Here is a 20,827-nt window from a genome sequence, read left to right on the forward strand (position 1 = left end):
AATCAGCCTTTTTTCAAGCAGCGCTTACCCAATGTTTCCGCAATTTGAACCGCATTCAACGCAGCGCCTTTACGCAGATTGTCGGACACACACCACAGGTTCAAACCGTTTTCAATGGTTACGTCCTGACGGATCCGCGAAACGAATGTTGCGAAATCGCCAACACATTCAACCGGGGTCGTGTAACCGCCATCTTCACGCTTATCGACGACCATGATACCGGGCGCTTCGCGCAAGATATCGCGGGCCTCGTCTTCGTCCAAGAAATCCTCGAACTCGACATTGAGCGATTCTGCGTGGCCGACGAAAACCGGCACGCGCACACAGGTCGCGGTCACTTTGATCGAAGTGTCGATGATCTTCTTGGTCTCGGTGACCATCTTCCATTCTTCTTTCGTGTCACCGCTGTCCAGGAACACGTCGATATGGGGGATCACGTTGAACGCAATCTGCTTGGGATAGACTTTGGGCTCGACTTCCTGACCGGGGACATAAACGCCCTTGGTCTGGTTCCACAGCTCATCAATCGCGTCTTTACCCGAGCCTGACACCGACTGATAAGTCGACACGACAACGCGTTTGATCTTGGCGCGGTCATGCAGTGGCTTCAACGCCACAACCATCTGCGCGGTTGAACAGTTCGGGTTCGCGATGATGTTTTTATTGGTATAATTATCAACCGCTTCCGGGTTCACCTCTGGCACGACCAGTGGGATTTCCGGGTCATAGCGGTACAATGACGAGTTATCGATGACCACACAGCCTTGTTTGGCCGCAATCGGTGCATATTGCTTGGTCGCGTCAGAGCCGATTGCAAAAAGCGCAATATCATAGCCCGAAAAATCGAAACCCTCGATGTCCTTGCAAGTGAGCGTCTTATCGCCGTAGCTGACTTCTGTGCCAAGGCTCCGGCGTGACGCCAGAGCAACAACCTCATCCGCAGGAAACTGGCGCTCGTCCAGAATATTCAGCATTTCGCGGCCCACATTCCCTGTGGCACCGGCAACGACGATCTTATAGCCCATAAGGACCTCCTTGCTCAAAAGAACATGTCGGCACTTAATGCAAATGGGGCCAAAGTAAAAGGGTTTTCGGGCCGTCAGACCCTGCAAATACGGGGATCCGCGCCGATCAGACCGGTGACAAATACCGCTTCGGCGTCGAAATCATGCGGGACACGGTCTGCCGTGCGCCGCCCCGACAGCGACAACGAGGCGAAAAAATCGAACCCAAACAGTGATAGTTTCGACAACGCAGAGCGCGCAAGCAGGTCAATCATTATCGCCCCTGTTGTGGGCTGTGCGCCGATACGGGTCTTTAACTGTGCGTAATCAGGATGTGGATGCAGATAGAAGCCATCGCTTGTCGCGGTGGTCCAATCAAGGCGCTTGCGCTTATGGCTCATCCATAGGCAGCGCCCGGGGGTAATCCGTGCCCGATCCTCGGCTGAGAGCCGAGTGGCCAGCGCAAGCCAATCGGTGCGCGTTCCGTGACTGCGTGGCTGCGGCATCGGGGCGCGGTTGATGCGGATCACCACATCATGTGCATCAATCTGTGCGCCATGCGTCTGCTGGGCCAACGCCCGGGCATTGCCAATCAGCGCAACCGATTTTCCTGCCAGCGGGGCAAGCAGCACGGATTGCGCAACTGACAAGCGTTGCAAAGCATCATCATCGCGCAACATCCGCGCAAGGTAAAACCCCGCACGGGTCATGCCAGCATCTCGCGGTAAATCTGCACCAGACGCGCGGCCTCGCCCTCAATTTTGAACTGCGCCTCCACATGGGCGCGGGCGGCATCGCCAGCCATGCGGCACTTGTCCGGGTCATCAACAAACGCGGCAATACCTGCGCCCAGCGCAACCGGATCACCCGGGTCGACCAAAGCCCCACATTCGGACGTGACGATTTCCTCAAATGCCCCGACCTTGGTGGCGATAACAGGCACCGCGCAGGCCATCGCCTCTGGCACTGTCAGCCCGAACCCCTCCCAGCGCTGCGGCGCTACATAAAGATCAAGTGCACGATACCAATCCGCGACCTCATGCACCGGCACCTCTGGCGGGAACAACACGCGGTCCGACAGCCCCGCAGCGGCAACCTGCGCCTTAAGCTGTTTCAGATAGTCGACATGTTTTTCCGTTGCCCGTCCCATCACAACAGCCACAGCCTGCGGTCGCTGTGGCAAAATCTGAACCATTGCCTCGATGAAATCGCCCGTGCCTTTTTGCGCCCGGATACGTCCGTAACAGCCAATCAGCACCGCGTCGGGCAGACCCAACCGCGCGCGCAACGCCGCGCGATCATGTGCGGGGGCGAACCCGTCCACATCAATCCCATGCAGCACCACATCGCAAGGGCGGTCCAGATACTGCGCCGTCCGCGATGACGTCGCTATAACCCGGTCCATCTGACCAATCAGCCATTTCGTATAGCCCGAATGTTTGCGTTGGCTGGCTGAGGTAAACAGCAACCGCAAATCCATCCGACACAGATATTTCAGCGCCAGACCCAACAGCATTTCCACATTGCGCCGGGCATGCCACACCCGCGTATGGCGCGGTAAAAATGGTAGCCGCCACAGCGAAATATGCGGCACATGTGATGGCAGGCCCGGGCCGGTCGCCACGATCCCGATCTGATGGGCCTGCACCGGCAGCAATCGGACCACCGTCGCGGTGACACCCGACAGGCGGCGTTTCAAATTCGGGGCGATAACATCAATCTGCGTGCTCATACCCCCGACATAGCGCGCCGCGCATCACTTGTCTTGGCCAAACGCAACCATGTGATCTCTGTGACCTTGTCTGACGCGATGCAAAGATTACGATGATTGTACCGCCCCACCGCCAAAGGATCTTTCATGCGCCTGCCCTTCCTCGCCTGCCTTGCCCTCAGCCTGGTCGGCATTTGCACTGTCACCACCGCGCAGGCCCAACCGTTGATATTTGCAGCCGCATCGCTGAAAACCGCGCTGGATCAGGCGGCACAGCAATGGGCGACGACCCATCCGCCGGTAACGATTTCCTACGCCGGCTCGTCGCAGCTGGCCCGGCAGATCACCGCAGGCGCCCCCGCGGACCTGTTCATTTCGGCCTCGCCGCAGTGGATGGACGCGGTGGACCAAAGCGGTATGGTCACGCCGGGCAGTCGCGTGAACCTGCTGGGCAACCGATTGGTGCTTATAGGAAATGGAAACTCAACTAACGCCGCAACGTCATCGATTGCATCGTCCTTACAGCCGGTGATGGACGGAACGGCCTTTCTGGCAATGGCACTGGTCGACAGCGTGCCGGCCGGACAGTACGGTAAGGAAGCGCTGACCCATCTGGGCCTGTGGGATCAGGTTGCGTCGCAGGTCGCACAGGCCGATAATGTCCGTGCCGCCCTTGCATTGGTCGCACTGAATGAGGCGCCTTTGGGCATTACCTATGCGACAGATGCCAAAGCAGAGCCTCGGGTGCATGAAATCGCCACGTTCCCTGCCGACAGCCACCGCCCCATCATCTATCCCATGGCCGCGCTTGACGGAGGTAACGATCCACGCGCCGCCGCCGATTTCGCCGCCTATCTGCAAACACCCCCCGCACAAGCCATTTTCACCCAACAGGGTTTCACGCTACACCCTGATCCATGATCGAGCTTTCCCCCCTGGCCATCGCGGCCATCACATTGTCACTCCAAGTCGCAAGCGTTGCGATGATTGCCTCTTTGCCCGTGGCGATCGCAACGGCTTGGATTTTGTCGCGCAGCCGATGGCCAGGGCTGTGGCTGTTAAATGCGCTGGTGCACCTGCCCCTGATCTTACCGCCCGTAGTCACCGGCTATCTGTTATTGCTGGGGTTTGGGCGAAACGGGCCGGTGGGCCGGTTGCTAGAGCCATTGGGGATTACATTTGCCTTTCAATGGACGGGCGCGGCGCTGGCGGCAGCGGTTATGGGATTTCCGCTGATGGTGCGCGCGATCCGATTGGCAATCGAAGCCGTCGACCCTAAATTGGAAGAGGCCGCCGCGACCTTGGGCGCAGGCCCGGTGAATGTGTTTTGCACCATTACCTTGCCGCTGATTGCGCCCGGCATTCTGGCAGGTGCCATCATGGGATTTGCCAAAGCGATGGGTGAGTTTGGCGCCACCATCACCTTTGTCTCCAACATCCCGGGGCGCACGCAAACGCTGCCATCCGCAATTTACAGTGCGCTACAGATCCCCGGTGCCGAACAACAGGTTGTCGTGCTGTGCGCGATTTCTGTGACCTTGGCGATTGGCGCGGTATTCTTGTCAGAATGGCTGACGCGGCGCATCGCCCGCCGGATTGGTGGCGCACTATGATCGACATTCGCCTGCATCATCCATTGTCGGGGTTTGATCTGGATGTCTCGCTTCAGGCCGGTCCGGGGATCACCGCGCTCTACGGCCCATCCGGGTCGGGGAAAACTACATTGGTGAATGCCGTCGCGGGGCTTTTGCGTCCGCGCGCAGGGCGGATCAGCGCGGGATCCGACCTGCTGTTCGACGCTGCCACTGGGGTGGACCAGCCTCCACATAGGCGCAATATCGGATATGTCTTTCAAGAGCCGCGGCTTTTCCCCCATCTAAATGTGCGTGCCAACCTGAATTACGGCGCCAAACGCGCCCACAAGGCGGCCGCTGGCCCGGCGTTTGATGATGTCGTCGACATGCTGGGCATTGCGCCGCTTTTGGCGCGTCCCACAGGCGCACTTTCGGGCGGAGAGCGGGCGCGCGTGTCCATCGGCCGCGCCCTGCTGTCCAAACCCCGCCTGTTGCTGATGGATGAGCCATTGGCCGCCTTGGACCCGGCACGGCGCGCGGAAATCCTACCGTTCTTGGAGCGGTTGCGCGATGCCGGCCTACCGGTCATCTATGTCAGCCATGCGCTACCAGAGGTCACGCGGCTGGCCGATACAATCGCGCTGATAGACACCGGGAAACTGGTGGCCGCAGGCCCCGCGCACCACATCCTGTCCGATCCCACATTGGCGCAGCGTCTGGGCGGTGCCCAAGCCGGCGCTGTGTTGCGCGTGACACATGGCGGGGTGGATGATGACGGGCTAACGCGGCTGCATCTTGGGGGGCAATCCCTGTTTTTACCCCAAAGCAGCCCGGATATGGGACATGATCTGCGCATCCGCATTCAAGCCAGTGATGTCATTCTTTCGCGCAACCGGCCGGAGGGGCTTTCCGCGCTTAACATTCTAACCGCGACTGTGACGCAGGTGCAGCCAGGCGATGCAGGGCGCGTTTTCGTGCAGCTGACCTTACCGCAGGGGCAGATATTGCTGGCGCGGATCACCGCGCGTTCTGCTGCCATCTTGCAATTGCGCTCGGGCACGCCGTGCCATGCAATCGTCAAAGCGGTGGCGATGGACCGCGCTGATCTGTCACGCAGCTGAACGGCGCGAGGGTCCCCCGCGCCGCCAAACTTCACGATGACAGGTGCAGATTACGCGTCAATGGTTTGTGATGTATGGGTCGCAACCGGACGGCCAGAGGCGGTGCCGGAAATCTCAATCCGGCGCGGCTTCAATGCCTCGGGCACCTCATGAACCAGATTGATATGCAACATGCCATCTTCATGGCTGGCCCCAAGCACCTTTACATGATCAGCCAGCGCGAAGCGGCGTTCAAAGGCGCGGGTGGCGATACCGCGATGCAGATAGGCCTTTTCAGCATCGGCATCGGACTTGCGCCCGACCACGATCAACGCGCCATCGCGCATTTCAACCGACAGTTGGTCTGCGGCAAAACCTGCAACAGCAATCGAAATGCGATAGGCATTTTCATCTGTTTTTTCAATATTATACGGGGGATAGCTGGGCTGAGCGACATCATTGGTCATAACCCGGTCCATCAGGTCGGCAACCCGGTCAAACCCTACAGTTGCACGATATAGTGGCGAAAGATCAAAACTACGCATGGATCATCCTCTCTTGAGCGATGTGTTGACAGTTTGACGCAGCAGACCGCCCCATATGGGCACGGCAATCCACGTCCCAGACCCCTATTCAGGCGACCCGGTCCAATTGATTTGGGAAAGCTGCAAACTGTTTTCAAGAGGTCGGAAAACCATAAGCCTGCGTTTTTTGCGGCCCAAGTTACGGGCGACCCCGCGCCGCCTAGGGGCGCACGAATTTCGCCCCCGGCATCCGTCGCGTCGGCGCCCCGCTGTCCATGCCGCGCGCGGCAAGCGCACCTTTCAAATCAGCCAGATTATCCACAAGCGTCCCAAGCGAGACCTTGCGTGCGTCCAGTTCAGCTTTGGCCGACACCACAGACACTATTTCAAAACGACCATTGCGCTTGGCAAAAACCGGCGCGCCAGAGGCCCCGAAATCCACATCACAGGTCATCAGAAGAAATCCGTTTCGCCGCTGCATCACCTCGCAGACATCTTGCATCGACGGGGCCTCGGCGCGGTCATGCGCATATGAGACGACCTCGACCTCATCCCCGGCTTCAATATGGGTGTCCGTGGCAAAGGGCATGACCTGTGGCAATCGGATCGGCTGGGCCAATTCGATCAACGCCAGATCCCATGCGACCCGGTCCACCCGGTCGGGGCCCTGATACTGGTATTGTGGATGCGCGATCGTGCGACGTGCCTGACGGTAGGCGACAGCACGACCATTGCGCCACCCAGCCCTGAATTCAATGTTTTCAGCCGGAATCATCTGCCCCGTCGTGTTGGAATACAGACAATGTGCGGCCGTCAGCACCAGATCGGGCGCGATCAACGTTCCGGTGCAAAACCCGGTTTTGCCCAGTTCCAAGCGCCCCACGGCCTCCCATCCGCGACTGTCATCACCCGTCTTCAACAGTCGCAAAGGCCCGGCCTTGGGTTGCAGTTGAATCGCCCCGAATCCCAGATCGGCAGAGCCCTCCTCGGCCCATGCAGGCACGCATATCACCATGATAGACAGCAAAACCGTAAAAATTACATGCATTCAGGCACCTCCGACAGGGGGCTAGATAGGTCCAGACTGAGCATAAGTTAAAGTCGTTAATAATGGCGCAACTATGGCCAGCGTGGCAGTTCTGCATATTGGCGGTGCAAAACATCTGCATCGGCACAAACCGATCTGGCATGGCGCGCAAAGCCAAAGTAACACTAAGATGATGATATATGCATATGCCTTTGGCCCCCTGACCGTGCTGGATATGATTGCCGTCCTACTGCTGCTTGCCTGTTGGGCGGGCATAGGATGGACCACCGAGAACCCACCCAAGGGGCGGATCTCGGTCGGGAAGCTTATGGAAAATTACCGGCGGGAATGGATGCGCCAGCTGGTAGGACGACAGAACCGGATCTTTGACAGCCAAATGGTGGATGGTTTGCGCCAATCGACCACGTTTTTTGCGTCTACCGCACTGATCGCGATTGGGGGTGGGCTGGCCTTGATCGCGGACCCCAAACCCCTGACCGATCTGGCATCAGACTTTGATCTGGCGGCGGGAACCGAACTGCTGTGGGAAATGCGCATCCTGACAGCGGTGTTATTCGGCGCCTTGGCGTTTCAGAAATTCGTCTGGTCGCACCGGCTGTTTTCCTATGCCGCTATCGCGATGGCCGCCGTGCCGAATGATTGCGATGATCCCATCGCCTATGCCCGCGCCGAACAGGCCGCAGATGTGAATATCAATGCTGCCAAAAGCTTTAACCGCGGCTTGCGCAATGTGTATTTCGCCCTTGCGTCGATGGCCTGGCTGCTAGGGCCAGAGGCGTTGATCATATCGACACTATTCACCACCGCGATGCTGTGGCGGCGTGAATTTGCCTCTGATTCCCGTGCGTCTTTGCTGGTGAACCCGCCAAAATAACACCGGTTTAAGCAGTTTTACGCCGCCGGCCCCGCCCCTCAATGATCCATGCGCCAATCGTCAGCCCAGCGGCCAGAACCAACCATGCCCACGGCGGCAAGATCGCACTGACGCGGATATCTGTGGTGGCCGTGGCCCCGCGCGGTGTCACCCCGATCCAACCACGCCCGGTGGTCGGGCGCCCCTCGCGGACCTGCCGAATTTGCGGAATACCGCCGTCCAACGCGGTGACGGCCCCGTTAGAGCCCTGAACCGCCGCGGCCAACACCGTGCCAGAGGCAATTGTTTCCTCATATTCACGAGGGCTTGCTGGGCCAAGCGCCACAACGCGTTCCTGATCCGCCTGACGCAGCCGATACAGTCCGGCCTCTGGCGCTGTCCAGCGTGTGGTAAACCGCCCCGGCGCGGTTTCCTCCAGTGTTACGATTTCCTCGCTGCCATCAGGGGCGATGATGGTCACAGGCTCTGCCGTATCCTCCATCGTGCGGCGCACAATGGTGATAGTCATCGAGCCAGGTTCGACCTCTGAAAACAGCGCCTCTTCTTCCAGCTCCGGCTCCTTCATCTCCCAATGGGCGATGCGGCGCAGCAGCTCCAGCTGCGGACCGCCCCCATCATAGCCGCGATCCCAAAGCCACGCCTGATCCGAGGCCAGAAGCGCCACACGCCCCGTGCCCACACGATCCAACACAAGCAGCGGCGCGCCCTGCGCCCCTTGCAAGACGACCTCTCCGGTAGGGTTTGTCAGCTCAATTTGGCGCAACCACTTGCCCCAATAGACGCTTTGCCCGTCTTCAAGATCCTCAGACACAGGGGGTGCGCCCGTCAACCCGGCCGTAACCGGATGGCGCAGCCCCACTTCGGTTGGGCGGGGCAAAAAACTGTCGGAGATCACGCGTCCGGTCGGGCGGGCGGGCAGAATATCGCCCAAGGCAGTTTGCCACAGGCTTTCGACCGTGGCGAATTCCGGACCGGCAGACACCAAAACCGCCCCGCCATCACGCACATATTGCCCGATATTTGCAAAATACGAGGCCGGCAAAATCCCCCGCGCACCGTATCTGTCAAAAATAATAAGATCGAATTCGTCAATCTTATCAATGAACAATTCACGCGTAGGAAAGGCAATTAAGGACAGTTCCGACACCGGAACACCGTCTTGTTTTTCCGGTGGGCGCAAAATGGTGAAATGCACCAGATCCACCGCTGCGTCAGATTTCAACAGGTTGCGCCATGTGCGTTCCCCCGCATGGGGCTCACCCGACACCAACAACACCCGCAGCCGGTCGCGTACGCCATTGATTTGCACCACAGCGTCATTGTTGCGATCTGTCAGCTCTGCGTCATCCGGCGTGACCGAAAATTGCACAACATTCTGACCGCCATGTTCCAAGGTCAGTGGCAGCTCAAGTTCCTCGCCCACGCGCACGTTATACCGCTCCGGCGGACCGCCATCGATAGCCAGCGTCAGTTGCGCATTCTCACTTACAGCATCGGGGACAACGCCTTGATCTTCGACCCGAAGCTGAATCGTGACCGGCTCTCCGATGATCCCGAATGTCGGGGCGGTTTCGATGACTAGTCTGCGGTCCCAGTCATCTGGATGCCCGGTCAGCAAAAGATGCAGCGGTGCGGGCAATTGCGGGGCCAAGGCAGCATCATGGGCCTGCCCATCGGTGATCATCACGGCACCTGCCACACGCGCGCGCGGTTCGGCCGCCAAGGCTTCTGCCAATGCCGCGCCCAGTAAGGATCCGTCATTATCGGCGCCATCTGGCACGGTCACCCGACGCAGTTCAGTATTAGGCAGGCGCGCGATCTGTGCTGACATCGATGACAGCGCAAGGTCAGTTTGTTGTGTACGGTCCGACAGCTCCGCGCTGGCGGTGCGGTCATCAAGCAGCAAAACAATATCTGCCAACGACGTTGTATCTTCGGTCTGCAAGGATGGCTGCGCCAAGGCGGCCACAAGCGCAAAAAGCGCCAGAACGCGCAGCGCCCAACCACGCAAGCGGCGCCAAATTGCCAGCACCATAAGCGCCGCAACCAGCGCGACTGCCAGCCAGATCAAGGGCCACGGGACCAGCGGCGCCCAAAGGATCGACACTCCATTCATTATTGGCCAAGCCTTTCCAGCAATGCAGGCACATGAACCTGATCGGATTTATAATTTCCAGTCAGCACATGCATCACCAGATTCACCCCAAATCGCAGCGCCATTTCACGTTGCCGCTCTCCTGACAGGCCGCGCCCGACAGGAAACATTGCAATGCCGTTGTTATCCACCGCCCATGCGCCCGCCCAGTCATTGCCGCCGATCACCACCGGCGTCACCCCGTCATTAAGGTTACGAAACGGCATGCCTTCGGCCTGTTCGGCATCGGGCAGCGGGGCCTCAACCCAAATCGGTTGATCGTAGCGGCCCGGAAAGCTTTGCAGCAAATAAAAGGTCCTGGTCAGCACATGGTCATTGGAAATCGGTGCCAGCGGCGGAATATCCAGTGGTGCTGCCAATGCTTGCAGCCGCTGCCCCGCCGGTGTAGCGCCGCCGAAATTCGCCACATCTGCGTCGCGCGTATCAAATAATATCATCCCGCCTCCGCGCAAATAGCGGTTCAACTTGGCATAGGCGGCGGGTGATGGTGCGGATTGATTGGCCGTCACGGGCCAGTAAATCAGTGTGAATAATGCCAGATCATCCCGTTCCAGATCAATCGCCAGCGGCGGCGAAGGCTCTACCGTTGTGCGTCGGGTCAATGTATTGGTCAAGCCGGTCAACCCCGCCTGCGCAATCTGATCCACTTGCGGATCGCCGGTCAGGATATGCGCCAACACGACATTTCCAGCTGCAGCAATCGCACGGTCCTGCGCCATTGCCTCTTGCGCCTTGGACAGTTGCGGCATGGCAATCATCGCCAACGCCACCATCATTGCAGAGGCGGCACGCGGACCACGCAGCCGTCCCGACAGGGCCAGCGACGCCACGATATCCACCATCAGCGCCAAAAGCGACAGCGCCAGAAGTGCACCTTTCAGCGGCGTTTGTTGCGGTTGTTCGACCCCCTCAACCGAAATCCAGTTGGGCCATTGTGCCGGCGCCAACACCCGATCCGCAGCCAGAGCGTTAAGCGCGACCGAGCGGTCATCATCCGCATAGACACCAGGGGGCAGATCCGCGCTGGGATGGCCCATCGCCAGATCCTCACCTGCGACGCCGGCGGCCGCTTCCGCCGTCGTCAGCCGTCCAAACCCGTCGATCACGCGCTGTGGCACCCATGTCGTACCTTCCAATTCGGCCACATCGGGCCGGGTGGGCCGGGTGGACACAGCCAAACGTTCCAGCATCTTTGGAAATAGGATCGACAAGGGCAATGTGGACCATTCGGCATTGGCTGTCACATGCACCAAAACCACCGTTCCATCGCCAAACCGTGCGCGCGTCACCAAGGGCGTGCCATCAGCAAGCTGGGCAATCGTGCGCTCGGCCAGCTCTGGCGAAGGCTCTGCCATCACCTGTGCGCTGACCGTTACATCGGGCGACACCTCCAGGCCCTCAAACGGGGAACCCGCTGGAAAGGCGGCCAGTTGGCGCGGCTCTCCCCAGCTCATAGTGCCCCCGATAGAGCGCCCACCGGCGCGTAGTTTAACCGGCAAAAGCGGATCAAGGTCAGTATCCGTCATCGCCAGGCGCGGTCCGGCAAAGCGCAGCAAAAGCCCACCGTCTTCGACCCAATCTTGCAATGCGCCAGCGGGAGGAACTTCAGCCACATCGGCCAAGATCACCACATCAGGATTGGCCAATAAGACATCTTCTAACGTCCCTTCGATCAAGTCAGCAGTGGGATCCAATGCCTCTCGCAGGAAATGCGACGGGTCCAGTAGCTCCAGCCCCTCACGTGAGACACCCGCCGATATCAGCGCCACTTTACGTCGCTTGACCGCGTCATCGGTCAGGCTGACAGCCCCGGCAGAACGCAGGCCGGCGACCTCAAACCGGGTGACACGATTGCGCAATTCGGGCGGCAGATCAAAGCTGGCAATCGCTTGTGTGCGCGCGTCCATGGCCACCTCTGTACGGGCCAGTTCGCGTTCGATCCCTGCCGGGTCCAGTCCCATCGCGATGACCTCCACTGTGCTGGCCAAGGCAACGGCAGAGAAAACCGGCACATTCACCACCCCATCTTCGATCCGCGCCGCACCCAATGCCCATATAGGCGCGGCCGATTGCCATACATTTACCGTGCCATGTTCCTCTAATGCGGACAAGAAATCAGGCCGTGCATCGCGTTCTAACCCGTCTGACAGCCAGAGCGTTTCATAACTTCCTTCGGGCAATATCAATGCCGGATCGATATCTGCACCCGGCTCCCATGGCGCCGGCTTCAGGCCCGGCAATGTTTCTCGCAGGGCGGTAGCAGCCCCAAAGGGTGGGGCCTCTGGTGGTGGATCAGCCAGTGAAATCATTGCCACGGGGCGCCCTGCCGCCGCGGCCTCGTCCAAAGCACGACCGATCCGATCGATACGTCTGCTCCAATCGCGCGCCGACGCCCAGCTACCATCGGTGACAATCAACAGCGGCCCAGACCCCGTCGCACCAACGGTGACAGGGTTCAACACCGGGCCGGAAAAGCCGATGATTGCCGCCGCCAGCGCCAGCATGCGCAGCGCCAACAGCCACCACGGCGTGCGTGCTGCTTCTGCATCGCGGTCGTGCAACCCAAGCAATAGCGCGACACCGGGGAACCTGCGCCGCACTGGCGCGGGTGGAACCGCGCGCAAGATCACATATAAAAGCGGCAGCGCCAGCAGGCCCAATAAAAGCCATGGCGTGGTAAAACCAATGGGTCCAAGCATCCACATTCTTATCGCCCCCGTCCCGCAACCTGCGAGCGCAGCGCCTGATGCAGCCACAGCAAGGCAGCTTGTGCGGAACTTCCGGTGTGATGGGTGGAAAATTGCCAATGCGCGGCCTGCGCCATGCGCAGCAAACGCTCGCGGCGCTCGGCCAGGCGGGCGCGATATTGGTCCCGCAGATCCCCCGCTGAACGGGTTTCAAATTGCAAGCTACCTGCCATCGATTCAAACACGGTGCGTCCATCAAAGGGGAAATCTTCTTCCAGCGGGTCCAGAACCTGCAACATCACCCCCGTCACACCGCGCTGCGCCAGCCGGCGCAGGCTTTCTTGCAACCGGTCCAGATCACCAAAAAAATCAGAGATCATGACGACCTTGGATTGCGCCCGCACCGCCGAGGTTTCAGGCACACCATATTCATCCACACTGCCTGCCGCGCTAAGCAATTGCGCCAACATCAAAATCTGGCCTTTGCCCGGGCGCGGCGCGGCCAATTGCCCGGTCAGGCCCACGCGCTCGCCGCCGCGCACCGACAACACGGCCAGCGCCAGCGCCAGTAGGCGTGCGCGTTCGGATTTGGTCGGACGGGCGCGTTTTCCGCCCTGTTCCCCCGTATAGGTCATTGAGGCCGCATCATCGACCCACAGATGCACGGTCTGCGCCAATTGCCATTCGCGTTCACGCACGAACTGCTGATCAGACCGGCCAGAGCGGCGCCAATCAATAAACCGCGCTTCATCCCCGGCATGAACCGGACGATACTGCCAAAATTCCTCCCCTACGCCAGAGCTGCGCTTGCCATGCACGCCCATTTGCACCGTCCGCGCCAGCTTCTCTGCCGCCAATAACAGCGGCGGCAGCGCAGCCGCTTCGGTGTCCGCAGCACGGCGCAGGGCCCGGATTTGGGGGGAGGCTTTGGCGATTACGGTCACGCGGCAGCTTCCTTCGTGGTTTTTGCAGCCAATTCGGCCAAGACCTGCGCAATCACATGTGTCAGCGTTTCGCCACGCGCGCGTGCCGCAAAGCCAAGCGCCATCCGATGGATCAACACCGGCTGTGCCATCGCCTCCACATCGTCAAGCGAGGGCGCAAGACGGCCATGCATCAGCGCCCGCGCCCGCACAGTCAACATCAATGCCTGTGCCGCACGCGGACCTGGCCCCCATGACAGAGTGTCCTTCACCGCGGCCGCCGCCTCGGGTTCGCCCGGACGGCACGCGCGCACCAAATCCAAGATCGCCTCTACGATGCTTTCGCCTACAGGCATTTGCCGCACGACCTGCTGGGCCTCGATCAATTCGGCGGCAGAGAATACGGCATGGGCCTGCGCTTGTGTGGCACCCGTGGTCGCCAACAAGATATCGCGTTCCGTATCGCGATCAGGATATTCAACATCAATTTGCACAAGAAACCGGTCCAGCTGCGCCTCTGGCAGGGGATAGGTGCCCTCTTGTTCGATCGGGTTTTGCGTGGCCAGCACATGGAATGGGCGGCCCAGCGCACGATGTTCGCCGGCCACCGTGACCTCGCATTCCTGCATGGCTTGTAAAAGCGCTGATTGCGTGCGCGGCGACGCGCGGTTGATCTCATCAGCCAGCAACAGCTGACAGAACACCGGACCTTCGATAAAGCGGAACGCACGGCTGCCATCAGGCGCGGTTTCCAACACCTCTGAGCCGATTATATCGGCAGGCATCAGATCTGGCGTGAACTGAATGCGCGACCCGTCTAACCCCATCACCGTCGACAGCGTATCGACCAACATCGTTTTGCCAAGGCCGGGTAAACCAACCAAAAGCGCGTGCCCCCCCGACAGCATCGACGCCAAGACAAGCTCTACGATCCGCTCCTGTCCGATGAAACGGGTGTTGATTGACGCGCGCGCCTCGATCAGTTTTGCCCCAAGGCGATCAATATCGGCCAGAAGATCAGTAGGCTCGGTCATGACAAATGCTCCATCCAACGTATGATGTACAGCAAAGCAGATTCCGGACCGAAACCAAACCTGAAAACGTAGGTGCACCATGACACAGACACAAAAGCCCGTGACAACACCTTCGGCAGAGGGGATTGCGCAGGCGGCAACACGCGCCACACAGAAAGGTCTAGCCCCTGTTCACCTATGGAATCCGCCGTTTTGTGGTGATCTAGATATGGAAATCCGTCGCGACGGCACATGGTTTTATCTGGGCACACCCATCGGGCGTCCAGCGCTTGTGCGGCTGTTCGCCTCGGTGCTTAAACGCGAAGGGGATGCGTATTTTCTTGTTACCCCTGTAGAAAAGGTTGGGATTCGCGTTGTGGATGCCCCGTTTGTAGCCGTGGATTTTGACCTGACTGACGAAGGCGAGAACCAAACAGTGACCTTCACGACCAATGTCGGGGACCGCGTCAGCGCCAATGCGGCCAATCCCATACGCGTGGCATATGCATCCGATGGCGAACCCGCCCCCTATATACATGTGCGGCGCGGGCTGGAGGCGTTGATTGATCGCAAAAGCTTCTATCGCCTTGTAGACATCGCCCGGCCCGGCACACATGACGGGGAACAATGGCTGGGCCTACGCTCTGCCGGGGTGTTTTTCCCGATCATTGCAATGGCGGATCTGTAATATGGTCAAGATTTCTGCAAGCTTGGATCACCTGTTCACAGAACGGCCCCTGTTGGAACGGTTCGTGGCGGCGAATGTGGCCGGATTTGAAATGGTAGAAATGCGCAGCCCCTATGACGCAGCGGCCCAGGATATGGCCTATCAGCTGGTGATGCGCGATCTGGCATGGGCTGCACTGGAGGCTCCGCCTCCCAATTACACCGGTGGGGAACCCGGCTGGGCTGCCAGCCCCGCACAAAAAGAGCGTTTCACCCGTGATTTACGTCGCGCGTTACGGTTTGCAGATGTGTTGAAATCGCGTTTTGTGACAATTGCCGCAGGGCCAGATGCCGGGGCGCAAAGCCATGACTGCTTCGTGGAAAACCTGATTTTGGCCACCACAAGTGCCCCAAAACGGCGTTTTCTGATCGCGCCCGATGACCCTGATCTGGAAGGGGCATTTTTGACAAGCCATGCCCAGGCGGCAGAGATCTTGACCCAGGTCGGTGCCGACAACCTGTTCCTTTGCGCCGATCTGGCGCAGGCGACACAGGAATGCGGCGGGCAAGATGCGGTTTTAGAACGGTTTGGCGCGCATATGGGCTGTCTGCGCCTAAGCACGCGCCCTGACAAACAGGCGCATGATGCGCTTTTGGATCGGCTCGACAAGGACGGGTTTAGCGGCTATGTCAGCGCAGCGTACCGCCCGCAAGGGCCGACCGAGGACAGTCTGGAGTGGTTCACTCCACCACCGCCATCGGCCCCAAAAGCCGCGAAAAAAGCCTCCAAAGCGTCACCCCGCAAACCGCGTGCCAAAAAGAAGCAAGACATATGATAAAACAGGTAATCTGCATCAATTGGGGCACGAAATACGGTCCGAAATTCATCAACCGACTATATGCGATGGTGGCACGCAATATCACCCCCCCGTTCAGCTTCACCTGTTTTTGTGACTCGGCTGAAGGTGTGCGCCCGGAAGTGGATTGCCAGCCCCTGCCCGAAATTCCCGTGGAAATCCCGCAAACCAAAAAAGGTATCTGGCCCAAGGCCCGGTTATGGGGGCCAAAGCTGGGCAATCTGACGGGCAATGTGCTGTTTCTGGATCTGGATCTGGTCATCACCGGGTCGCTGGATGATTTCTTCACCTATGGCGACCCCGATCAGGTGATCTTGTCGCGCAATCCGGCACGCCCGTTTGAGCGGCTTGGCCAGACCTCTTGTTTTCGCTTTCCGGTCGGAAAACTGTTACCGATCCAAGAGAAATTCTGCGCAGACCCAAAAGGGATTGCAGAAGAATATGTTTGGGAACAGCGTTTTGTCACCCGCAATGCGCCCGGCGGCGTAGATCTTTTCCCGCGCGCATGGGTCCGCCATTTCCGCAACCAATGCGTGCCATTATGGCCGTTGAACTGGGTTAAGGAGCCGCATCTGCCCCGGGATGCGCGGATTGTAATTTTCCCCGGCGGTTTGCATCCCCAGGTCGCCATTAAAGGCGGCTGGGCCGGGCGTGAAGGATGGACCTTGTCCGAACATGTCGCGCGTCGCGAAGAACGTAGCCCGCTGGAGGGGTCGCTGTTTCGCTACCTGCGCCATTGGATGAAACCGACCCCATGGGTCGATCAGGTGTGGCGCGAATAACCGACCCTTTCAGGCCCATAGTGCCTTATTAGGTCGGCGTCACATCCGCGCAGCCCCGCGCGACCGTCTCGGGCTCCAGCGTCGCGTGTGTCAGGCCAAAACGCTCTGACAACATTGCTTTGGCCCGCGCGATGACGGGTTGAAAGTCCTGTCCGTCTGCCAACACCAGATGCGCCTCAACCGAGCTGCGCTTTTCGTCGATCTGCCACAGATGGACATGATGCACATCCAAAACGCCATCAACCCCGGTCAGCGCGGTTTTCAGCATATCCGTGTCGCGCTCTGCCGGGGCGCCCAGCATCAAAATCCGTAAGACGGGTTTCAGATCCCCGAAGATATGCCACAGGATAAAAACGGAAATCGCGATGGTCAGCAGTGGATCAATCAGCCGCCAATCGAACAAGACAATCACAATGCCGCCGACAATCACGGCAACGGATGCGCCTGCATCCGCGAGATTGTGCAAGAAAGCCGCGCGGATGTTCACGCTGTCTTTCGACAGCTTAAAGGTCAACGCGGCAGTGCCCAGATCAACAATCAGTGCCAGACCCGCCAGCCAGATCACCAATCCACCGGTCACAGAAGGCGGGTCCATCAACCGGCCCACACCTTCGGCCATCAGCCATATCGAAATCACGATCAAGGTGACGTAATTGGCGAAAGCCGCCACAACCTCGGCGCGCGACCAGCCAAACGTCATTGTGGTATCACGCCCTTTGCGGGCCAGACGCCGCGCCCCAAAGGCAAGGATCAAGGCCGCCGCATCCGAAAAATTATGCACCCCATCGGCCACCAGCGCCATCGACCCGGCAATCACCCCACCGATCACCTGCGCCAGCGTCAATACCAGATTTATCACCACCGCGAATGCGACCTGCTTATCACCGGCATCCGGATCAATATGGTGGTGATGATGGTGGTGATGCGCGTGATCGTGGGGCATGGTCATCCAATATAAACTATTCACCCAAAGTGGCGGGTTTTGACCACAGGTCAAATCACATCCGCGCAACCTTGGTTCAGGCTTGGCGCACCGCCCAAGATCACGCGACGGTCGGGCACATTTAATGCGCCTGCGCCCAGCTATCCCCCTGCCCCGCATCCACGGTCAGCGGCACAGAGAGCTGCATCGCAGGATGGGCCGCATTTTCCATGATGTCGCGCGCCACTGTGATCAGATCCTCAACCGCGTTTTCATTCACCTCAAAGATCAGTTCATCATGCACCTGCAACAGCATTGTCGCGGGTAGATGCGCGATGGCCTGCGGCATGCGCACCATCGCCCGGCGGATAATATCGGCGGCCGCCCCCTGAATAGGCGCATTGATTGCCGCACGTTTGGCAAAACCCGCACCAGGCCCTTTGGCGTTGATCTCTGGCGTGTTGATCCTCCGCCCAAACAGAGTTTTGACGCAGTTATGTGCCTTGGCGAAGGCCACCGTATCATCCATATATTGCTTGATGCCGGGGAAACGTTCGAAATATCGATCGATAAATCCCTGTGCCTCACTACGTGGGATGCGCAGGTTCCGGGCCAGACCAAAGCCAGAGATGCCATAGATCACGCCGAAATTGATCGCCTTTGCCTGACGGCGAATCATCGGATCCATTCCCTCGACCGGGACGTTGAACATTTCCGATGCGGTCAGCGCGTGAATGTCGATCCCATCTTTAAACGCCTGTTTAAGACTGGGAATATCCGCCACATGTGCCAGAATGCGCAATTCAATCTGGCTATAATCAAGGCTGACGATCTTGCGCCCAGGGGCGGCAACGAAAGCCTCGCGGATGCGGCGACCTTCCTCAGACCGTACCGGAATATTTTGCAAATTCGGATCGGTGGACGCCAAACGCCCGGTGTTCGCCCCTGCGATGGAATAGGAAGTGTGCACGCGCCCCGTATCGGGGTTCACATGCGTTTGCAGGGCATCGGTATAAGTCGATTTCAGCTTGGAAATCCCGCGCCAATCCAACACACGTGCGGCCAGTTTTGCGGCCGCCGGATTACGATCTTCGATTGTGGTCACATCTTCGAGCACATCGGCACCGGTGGAATAGGCACCCGTCTTGCCTTTCTTGCCGCCTTCCACACCCATCACGTCAAATAGGATCTCTCCCAATTGCTTGGGCGATCCAACATTGAATTTGCGTCCGGCGATTTCCGCAATCTCATCCTCTAACTGTGCCATTTTTTGCGCAAACGCGTTGGACATGCGCGACAGCACCTGCGCATCGACGCGCACCCCAGCCATTTCCATATCGGCCAAAACCGGCACAAGCGGACGCTCTTCGGTTTCATATACCGTGGTAACATGGTTTTGGTGAAGCTGTGGCTTGAACAGCTGCCAAAGGCGCAATGTGATATCGGCATCTTCTGCCGCGTAGCGCGTGGCCTTATCGACAGGCACTTTGTCAAAGGTAATCTGGCTTTTTCCAGCGCCGATCAGCTCTTTGATCGGGATCGGCTGATGGTTCAGATAGCGGTCTGACAGCAGATCCATCCCATGACCGTGCAGACCGGCATGCAGCGCATAAGACAGCAACATCGTGTCATCAATCGGCGCTGTGCGGATGCCATGCAGAGCGAATATTTTGAAATCATATTTCATGTTCTGGCCGATCTTCACGATCGCAGGATCTTCTAGAACAGGTTTCAACATCGCCAAGGCTTCGTCCCGGCTCATCTGACCGTCGGCCAGACGTGAACCGCCGAACAGATCATCTCCGCCTTCAGTATGGCCCAGCGGCAAATAGGCCGCCTCGCCCGGGGTGACACAGAGCGAGACACCGACAAGATCGGCACGCATCTCATCAAGGGAGGTTGTCTCTGTATCCACCGCGACATGGCCTGCAGCACGCGCCCGGTCAAGCCAATCAGACAGGGTCTGCGCATCCCGGATACAGACATAGCTGTCGGGAGAAAATGGAACCTCCTCAACGGGGCTTCCCCCCGCTTCGTCGGTTCCGCTGCCGCCCGCAACGATCTTAGGGTCTGGCGCGGGAGGGGGCGTGGCCCCAAAGCGCTCCGCCACGCGCCGCGTCAAAGACCTGAACTCCATCTGGTTCAAGAAGGCCATCAGCGCGTCCACATCGGGATCGCGCACGGCCAGATCTTCTAATGTGAATGTCAGCGGTGTCTGAGTATCCAGCGTCACAAGCTGTTTCGACAAGCGGATTTGATCGGCCTTATCAATAAGAGTTTGACGCCGTTTCGGCTGTTTGATTTCGGATGCACGGGCAAGCAGCGTCTCCAAATCACCATATTCATTGATCAACAGCGCCGCCGTTTTCACGCCAATCCCCGGTGCGCCCGGAATATTATCCACCGAATCGCCTGCAAGGGCCTGCACATCGATTACCCGATCCGGGCCCACGCCAAATTTCTTTTCGACCTCCTCCGGGCCGATCTGCGCATTTTTCATCGGATCGAGCATTTCTACACCGCCACCGACCAGCTGCATCAGATCCTTATCGGACGACAAGATCGTGACACGCCCGCCCGCCGCACGCGCCTGGCAGGCGAGGGTCGCGATGATATCGTCAGCCTCAAAGCCTTCAAGCTCTTTGCAAGCGATGTTAAAAGCGCTTGTCGCCTCCCGCGTGAGCGGCATTTGCGGGCGCAAATCTTCGGGCATTGCATCGCGGTTGGCTTTGTATAAATCATACAAATCATTGCGGAATGTGTGGCTGCCTTTGTCAAAAATCACGGCCGCATGGGTTGGTGCATCTGCGCCCTTGGCATTCTCGATATATTTGAAAAGCATGTTGCAAAACCCCGAAACCGCGCCAATCGGCAGGCCGTCTGTCTTGCGCGTCAAAGGCGGCAACGCATGATACGCCCGAAAAATATAGGCGGACCCGTCAATCAGATGCAGATGACATCCTTTGCCAAACGTATCATCCATGCCT

The 20,827-nt window shown here is 58.9% G+C and carries 18 protein-coding genes; 7 read left to right on the plus strand and 11 right to left on the minus strand.

Going from position 1 to position 20,827, the window contains the following annotated elements; all coding sequences use genetic code 11:
* Nucleotides 1-2 precede the first annotated feature (2 nt).
* From BFP70_RS03930 to BFP70_RS03940, 3 genes are all read right to left on the minus strand, one after another.
* Nucleotides 3-1,025, minus strand: a complete 1,023-nt coding sequence (locus BFP70_RS03930) for an aspartate-semialdehyde dehydrogenase (RefSeq protein ID WP_066010051.1) — start codon at nucleotides 1,023-1,025, stop codon at nucleotides 3-5.
* A 74-nt stretch (nucleotides 1,026-1,099) separates the two neighbouring features.
* Nucleotides 1,100-1,714: a glycosyltransferase family 29 protein gene (locus tag BFP70_RS03935; protein ID WP_066010052.1), complete on the minus strand. Its 615-nt coding sequence runs from the start codon at nucleotides 1,712-1,714 to the stop codon at nucleotides 1,100-1,102.
* Complete coding sequence (locus BFP70_RS03940; RefSeq protein WP_066010053.1) at nucleotides 1,711-2,736, minus strand: glycosyltransferase family 4 protein; 1,026 nt, start codon at nucleotides 2,734-2,736, stop codon at nucleotides 1,711-1,713. The genes BFP70_RS03935 and BFP70_RS03940 overlap by 4 nt, the downstream gene beginning before the upstream one ends.
* Nucleotides 2,737-2,862: 126 nt before the next feature.
* On the opposite strand from BFP70_RS03940, the gene modA reads away from it, so the two are divergent.
* Genes modA through modC form a run of 3 tightly spaced genes read left to right on the plus strand, consistent with a single transcriptional unit; the run spans nucleotide 2,863 to nucleotide 5,410 of the window.
* On the plus strand, nucleotides 2,863-3,636 hold the full coding sequence (modA, locus tag BFP70_RS03945; protein WP_066010054.1) for a molybdate ABC transporter substrate-binding protein: 774 nt from the start codon (nucleotides 2,863-2,865) through the stop codon (nucleotides 3,634-3,636).
* Nucleotides 3,633-4,328, plus strand: coding sequence for a molybdate ABC transporter permease subunit (gene modB / locus BFP70_RS03950; RefSeq protein WP_066010055.1), 696 nt, complete (start codon nucleotides 3,633-3,635; stop codon nucleotides 4,326-4,328). The genes modA and modB overlap by 4 nt, the downstream gene beginning before the upstream one ends.
* Nucleotides 4,325-5,410: a molybdenum ABC transporter ATP-binding protein gene (gene modC, locus BFP70_RS03955; RefSeq protein WP_066010056.1), complete on the plus strand. Its 1,086-nt coding sequence runs from the start codon at nucleotides 4,325-4,327 to the stop codon at nucleotides 5,408-5,410. The genes modB and modC overlap by 4 nt, the downstream gene beginning before the upstream one ends.
* 50 nt (nucleotides 5,411-5,460) lie before the next feature.
* Here the strand turns inward: modC and BFP70_RS03960 are convergent, their stop codons facing one another.
* A complete protein-coding gene (locus BFP70_RS03960; RefSeq protein ID WP_066010057.1) occupies nucleotides 5,461-5,934 on the minus strand; it encodes an Hsp20 family protein in 474 nt (157 codons plus the stop codon).
* A gap of 199 nt (nucleotides 5,935-6,133) precedes the next feature.
* On the minus strand, nucleotides 6,134-6,961 hold the full coding sequence (locus tag BFP70_RS03965; RefSeq protein ID WP_066010058.1) for a serine protease: 828 nt from the start codon (nucleotides 6,959-6,961) through the stop codon (nucleotides 6,134-6,136).
* Nucleotides 6,962-7,043: 82 nt separating this feature from the next.
* Here BFP70_RS03965 and BFP70_RS03970 point away from each other — a divergent pair, with 82 nt between their 5' ends.
* Complete coding sequence (locus BFP70_RS03970) at nucleotides 7,044-7,835, plus strand: DUF599 domain-containing protein (protein ID WP_255356584.1); 792 nt, start codon at nucleotides 7,044-7,046, stop codon at nucleotides 7,833-7,835.
* 7 nt (nucleotides 7,836-7,842) lie between these two features.
* On the opposite strand, the gene BFP70_RS03975 is transcribed toward BFP70_RS03970, so the two are convergent.
* The 4 genes from BFP70_RS03975 to BFP70_RS03990 are packed head-to-tail and all read right to left on the minus strand — an operon-like array spanning nucleotide 7,843 to nucleotide 14,634.
* Nucleotides 7,843-9,951 carry a hypothetical protein gene (locus BFP70_RS03975; RefSeq protein WP_066010059.1) on the minus strand — a complete coding sequence of 703 codons (2,109 nt, stop codon included), beginning with the start codon at nucleotides 9,949-9,951 and terminating at the stop codon, nucleotides 7,843-7,845.
* A complete protein-coding gene (locus BFP70_RS03980) occupies nucleotides 9,951-12,695 on the minus strand; it encodes a DUF4159 domain-containing protein (RefSeq protein ID WP_066010060.1) in 2,745 nt (914 codons plus the stop codon). The genes BFP70_RS03975 and BFP70_RS03980 overlap by 1 nt, the downstream gene beginning before the upstream one ends.
* A 2-nt stretch (nucleotides 12,696-12,697) precedes the next feature.
* Nucleotides 12,698-13,621 carry a DUF58 domain-containing protein gene (locus BFP70_RS03985; protein ID WP_369820179.1) on the minus strand — a complete coding sequence of 308 codons (924 nt, stop codon included), beginning with the start codon at nucleotides 13,619-13,621 and terminating at the stop codon, nucleotides 12,698-12,700.
* Nucleotides 13,618-14,634, minus strand: a complete 1,017-nt coding sequence (locus tag BFP70_RS03990; protein ID WP_066010061.1) for a MoxR family ATPase — start codon at nucleotides 14,632-14,634, stop codon at nucleotides 13,618-13,620. Before BFP70_RS03990 ends, BFP70_RS03985 begins: the two co-directional genes overlap by 4 nt.
* A 79-nt stretch (nucleotides 14,635-14,713) precedes the next feature.
* Between BFP70_RS03990 and BFP70_RS03995 the strand changes: the two genes are divergently transcribed.
* The 3 genes from BFP70_RS03995 to BFP70_RS04005 are packed head-to-tail and all read left to right on the plus strand — an operon-like array spanning nucleotide 14,714 to nucleotide 16,918.
* Nucleotides 14,714-15,301 (plus strand): DUF1285 domain-containing protein, encoded by a 588-nt coding sequence (locus tag BFP70_RS03995; protein ID WP_066010062.1) that lies wholly within the window; start codon nucleotides 14,714-14,716, stop codon nucleotides 15,299-15,301.
* Nucleotide 15,302: 1 nt separating this feature from the next.
* Entirely contained in the window at nucleotides 15,303-16,115 is an 813-nt protein-coding gene (locus tag BFP70_RS04000) for a TIM barrel protein (protein ID WP_066010063.1), read from the plus strand.
* Nucleotides 16,112-16,918 carry a glycosyl transferase gene (locus BFP70_RS04005; protein ID WP_066010064.1) on the plus strand — a complete coding sequence of 269 codons (807 nt, stop codon included), beginning with the start codon at nucleotides 16,112-16,114 and terminating at the stop codon, nucleotides 16,916-16,918. Before BFP70_RS04000 ends, BFP70_RS04005 begins: the two co-directional genes overlap by 4 nt.
* A gap of 28 nt (nucleotides 16,919-16,946) precedes the next feature.
* Here the strand turns inward: BFP70_RS04005 and BFP70_RS04010 are convergent, their stop codons facing one another.
* Nucleotides 16,947-17,861, minus strand: coding sequence for a cation diffusion facilitator family transporter (locus BFP70_RS04010; RefSeq protein ID WP_066010065.1), 915 nt, complete (start codon nucleotides 17,859-17,861; stop codon nucleotides 16,947-16,949).
* A 121-nt stretch (nucleotides 17,862-17,982) separates the two neighbouring features.
* Entirely contained in the window at nucleotides 17,983-20,823 is a 2,841-nt protein-coding gene (gene polA, locus BFP70_RS04015) for a DNA polymerase I (RefSeq protein ID WP_066010066.1), read from the minus strand.
* Nucleotides 20,824-20,827 lie beyond the last annotated feature (4 nt).

It is taken from the genome of Thioclava sp. SK-1 (assembly GCF_001705665.1).
Lineage (GTDB): Bacteria > Pseudomonadota > Alphaproteobacteria > Rhodobacterales > Rhodobacteraceae > Thioclava.

Coding starts and splice junctions, on each gene's coding strand:
- BFP70_RS03930 (WP_066010051.1), bottom strand. CDS start 1,025: ATGGGCTATAAGATCGTCGTTGCCGGTGCCACAGGGAATGTGGGCCGC.
- BFP70_RS03935 (WP_066010052.1), bottom strand. CDS start 1,714: ATGACCCGTGCGGGGTTTTACCTTGCGCGGATGTTGCGCGATGATGAT.
- BFP70_RS03940 (WP_066010053.1), bottom strand. CDS start 2,736: ATGAGCACGCAGATTGATGTTATCGCCCCGAATTTGAAACGCCGCCTG.
- modA (WP_066010054.1), top strand. CDS start 2,863: ATGCGCCTGCCCTTCCTCGCCTGCCTTGCCCTCAGCCTGGTCGGCATT.
- modB (WP_066010055.1), top strand. CDS start 3,633: ATGATCGAGCTTTCCCCCCTGGCCATCGCGGCCATCACATTGTCACTC.
- modC (WP_066010056.1), top strand. CDS start 4,325: ATGATCGACATTCGCCTGCATCATCCATTGTCGGGGTTTGATCTGGAT.
- BFP70_RS03960 (WP_066010057.1), bottom strand. CDS start 5,934: ATGCGTAGTTTTGATCTTTCGCCACTATATCGTGCAACTGTAGGGTTT.
- BFP70_RS03965 (WP_066010058.1), bottom strand. CDS start 6,961: ATGCATGTAATTTTTACGGTTTTGCTGTCTATCATGGTGATATGCGTG.
- BFP70_RS03975 (WP_066010059.1), bottom strand. CDS start 9,951: ATGAATGGAGTGTCGATCCTTTGGGCGCCGCTGGTCCCGTGGCCCTTG.
- BFP70_RS03980 (WP_066010060.1), bottom strand. CDS start 12,695: ATGTGGATGCTTGGACCCATTGGTTTTACCACGCCATGGCTTTTATTG.
- BFP70_RS03990 (WP_066010061.1), bottom strand. CDS start 14,634: ATGACCGAGCCTACTGATCTTCTGGCCGATATTGATCGCCTTGGGGCA.
- BFP70_RS03995 (WP_066010062.1), top strand. CDS start 14,714: ATGACACAGACACAAAAGCCCGTGACAACACCTTCGGCAGAGGGGATT.
- BFP70_RS04000 (WP_066010063.1), top strand. CDS start 15,303: ATGGTCAAGATTTCTGCAAGCTTGGATCACCTGTTCACAGAACGGCCC.
- BFP70_RS04005 (WP_066010064.1), top strand. CDS start 16,112: ATGATAAAACAGGTAATCTGCATCAATTGGGGCACGAAATACGGTCCG.
- BFP70_RS04010 (WP_066010065.1), bottom strand. CDS start 17,861: ATGCCCCACGATCACGCGCATCACCACCATCATCACCACCATATTGAT.
- polA (WP_066010066.1), bottom strand. CDS start 20,823: ATGGATGATACGTTTGGCAAAGGATGTCATCTGCATCTGATTGACGGG.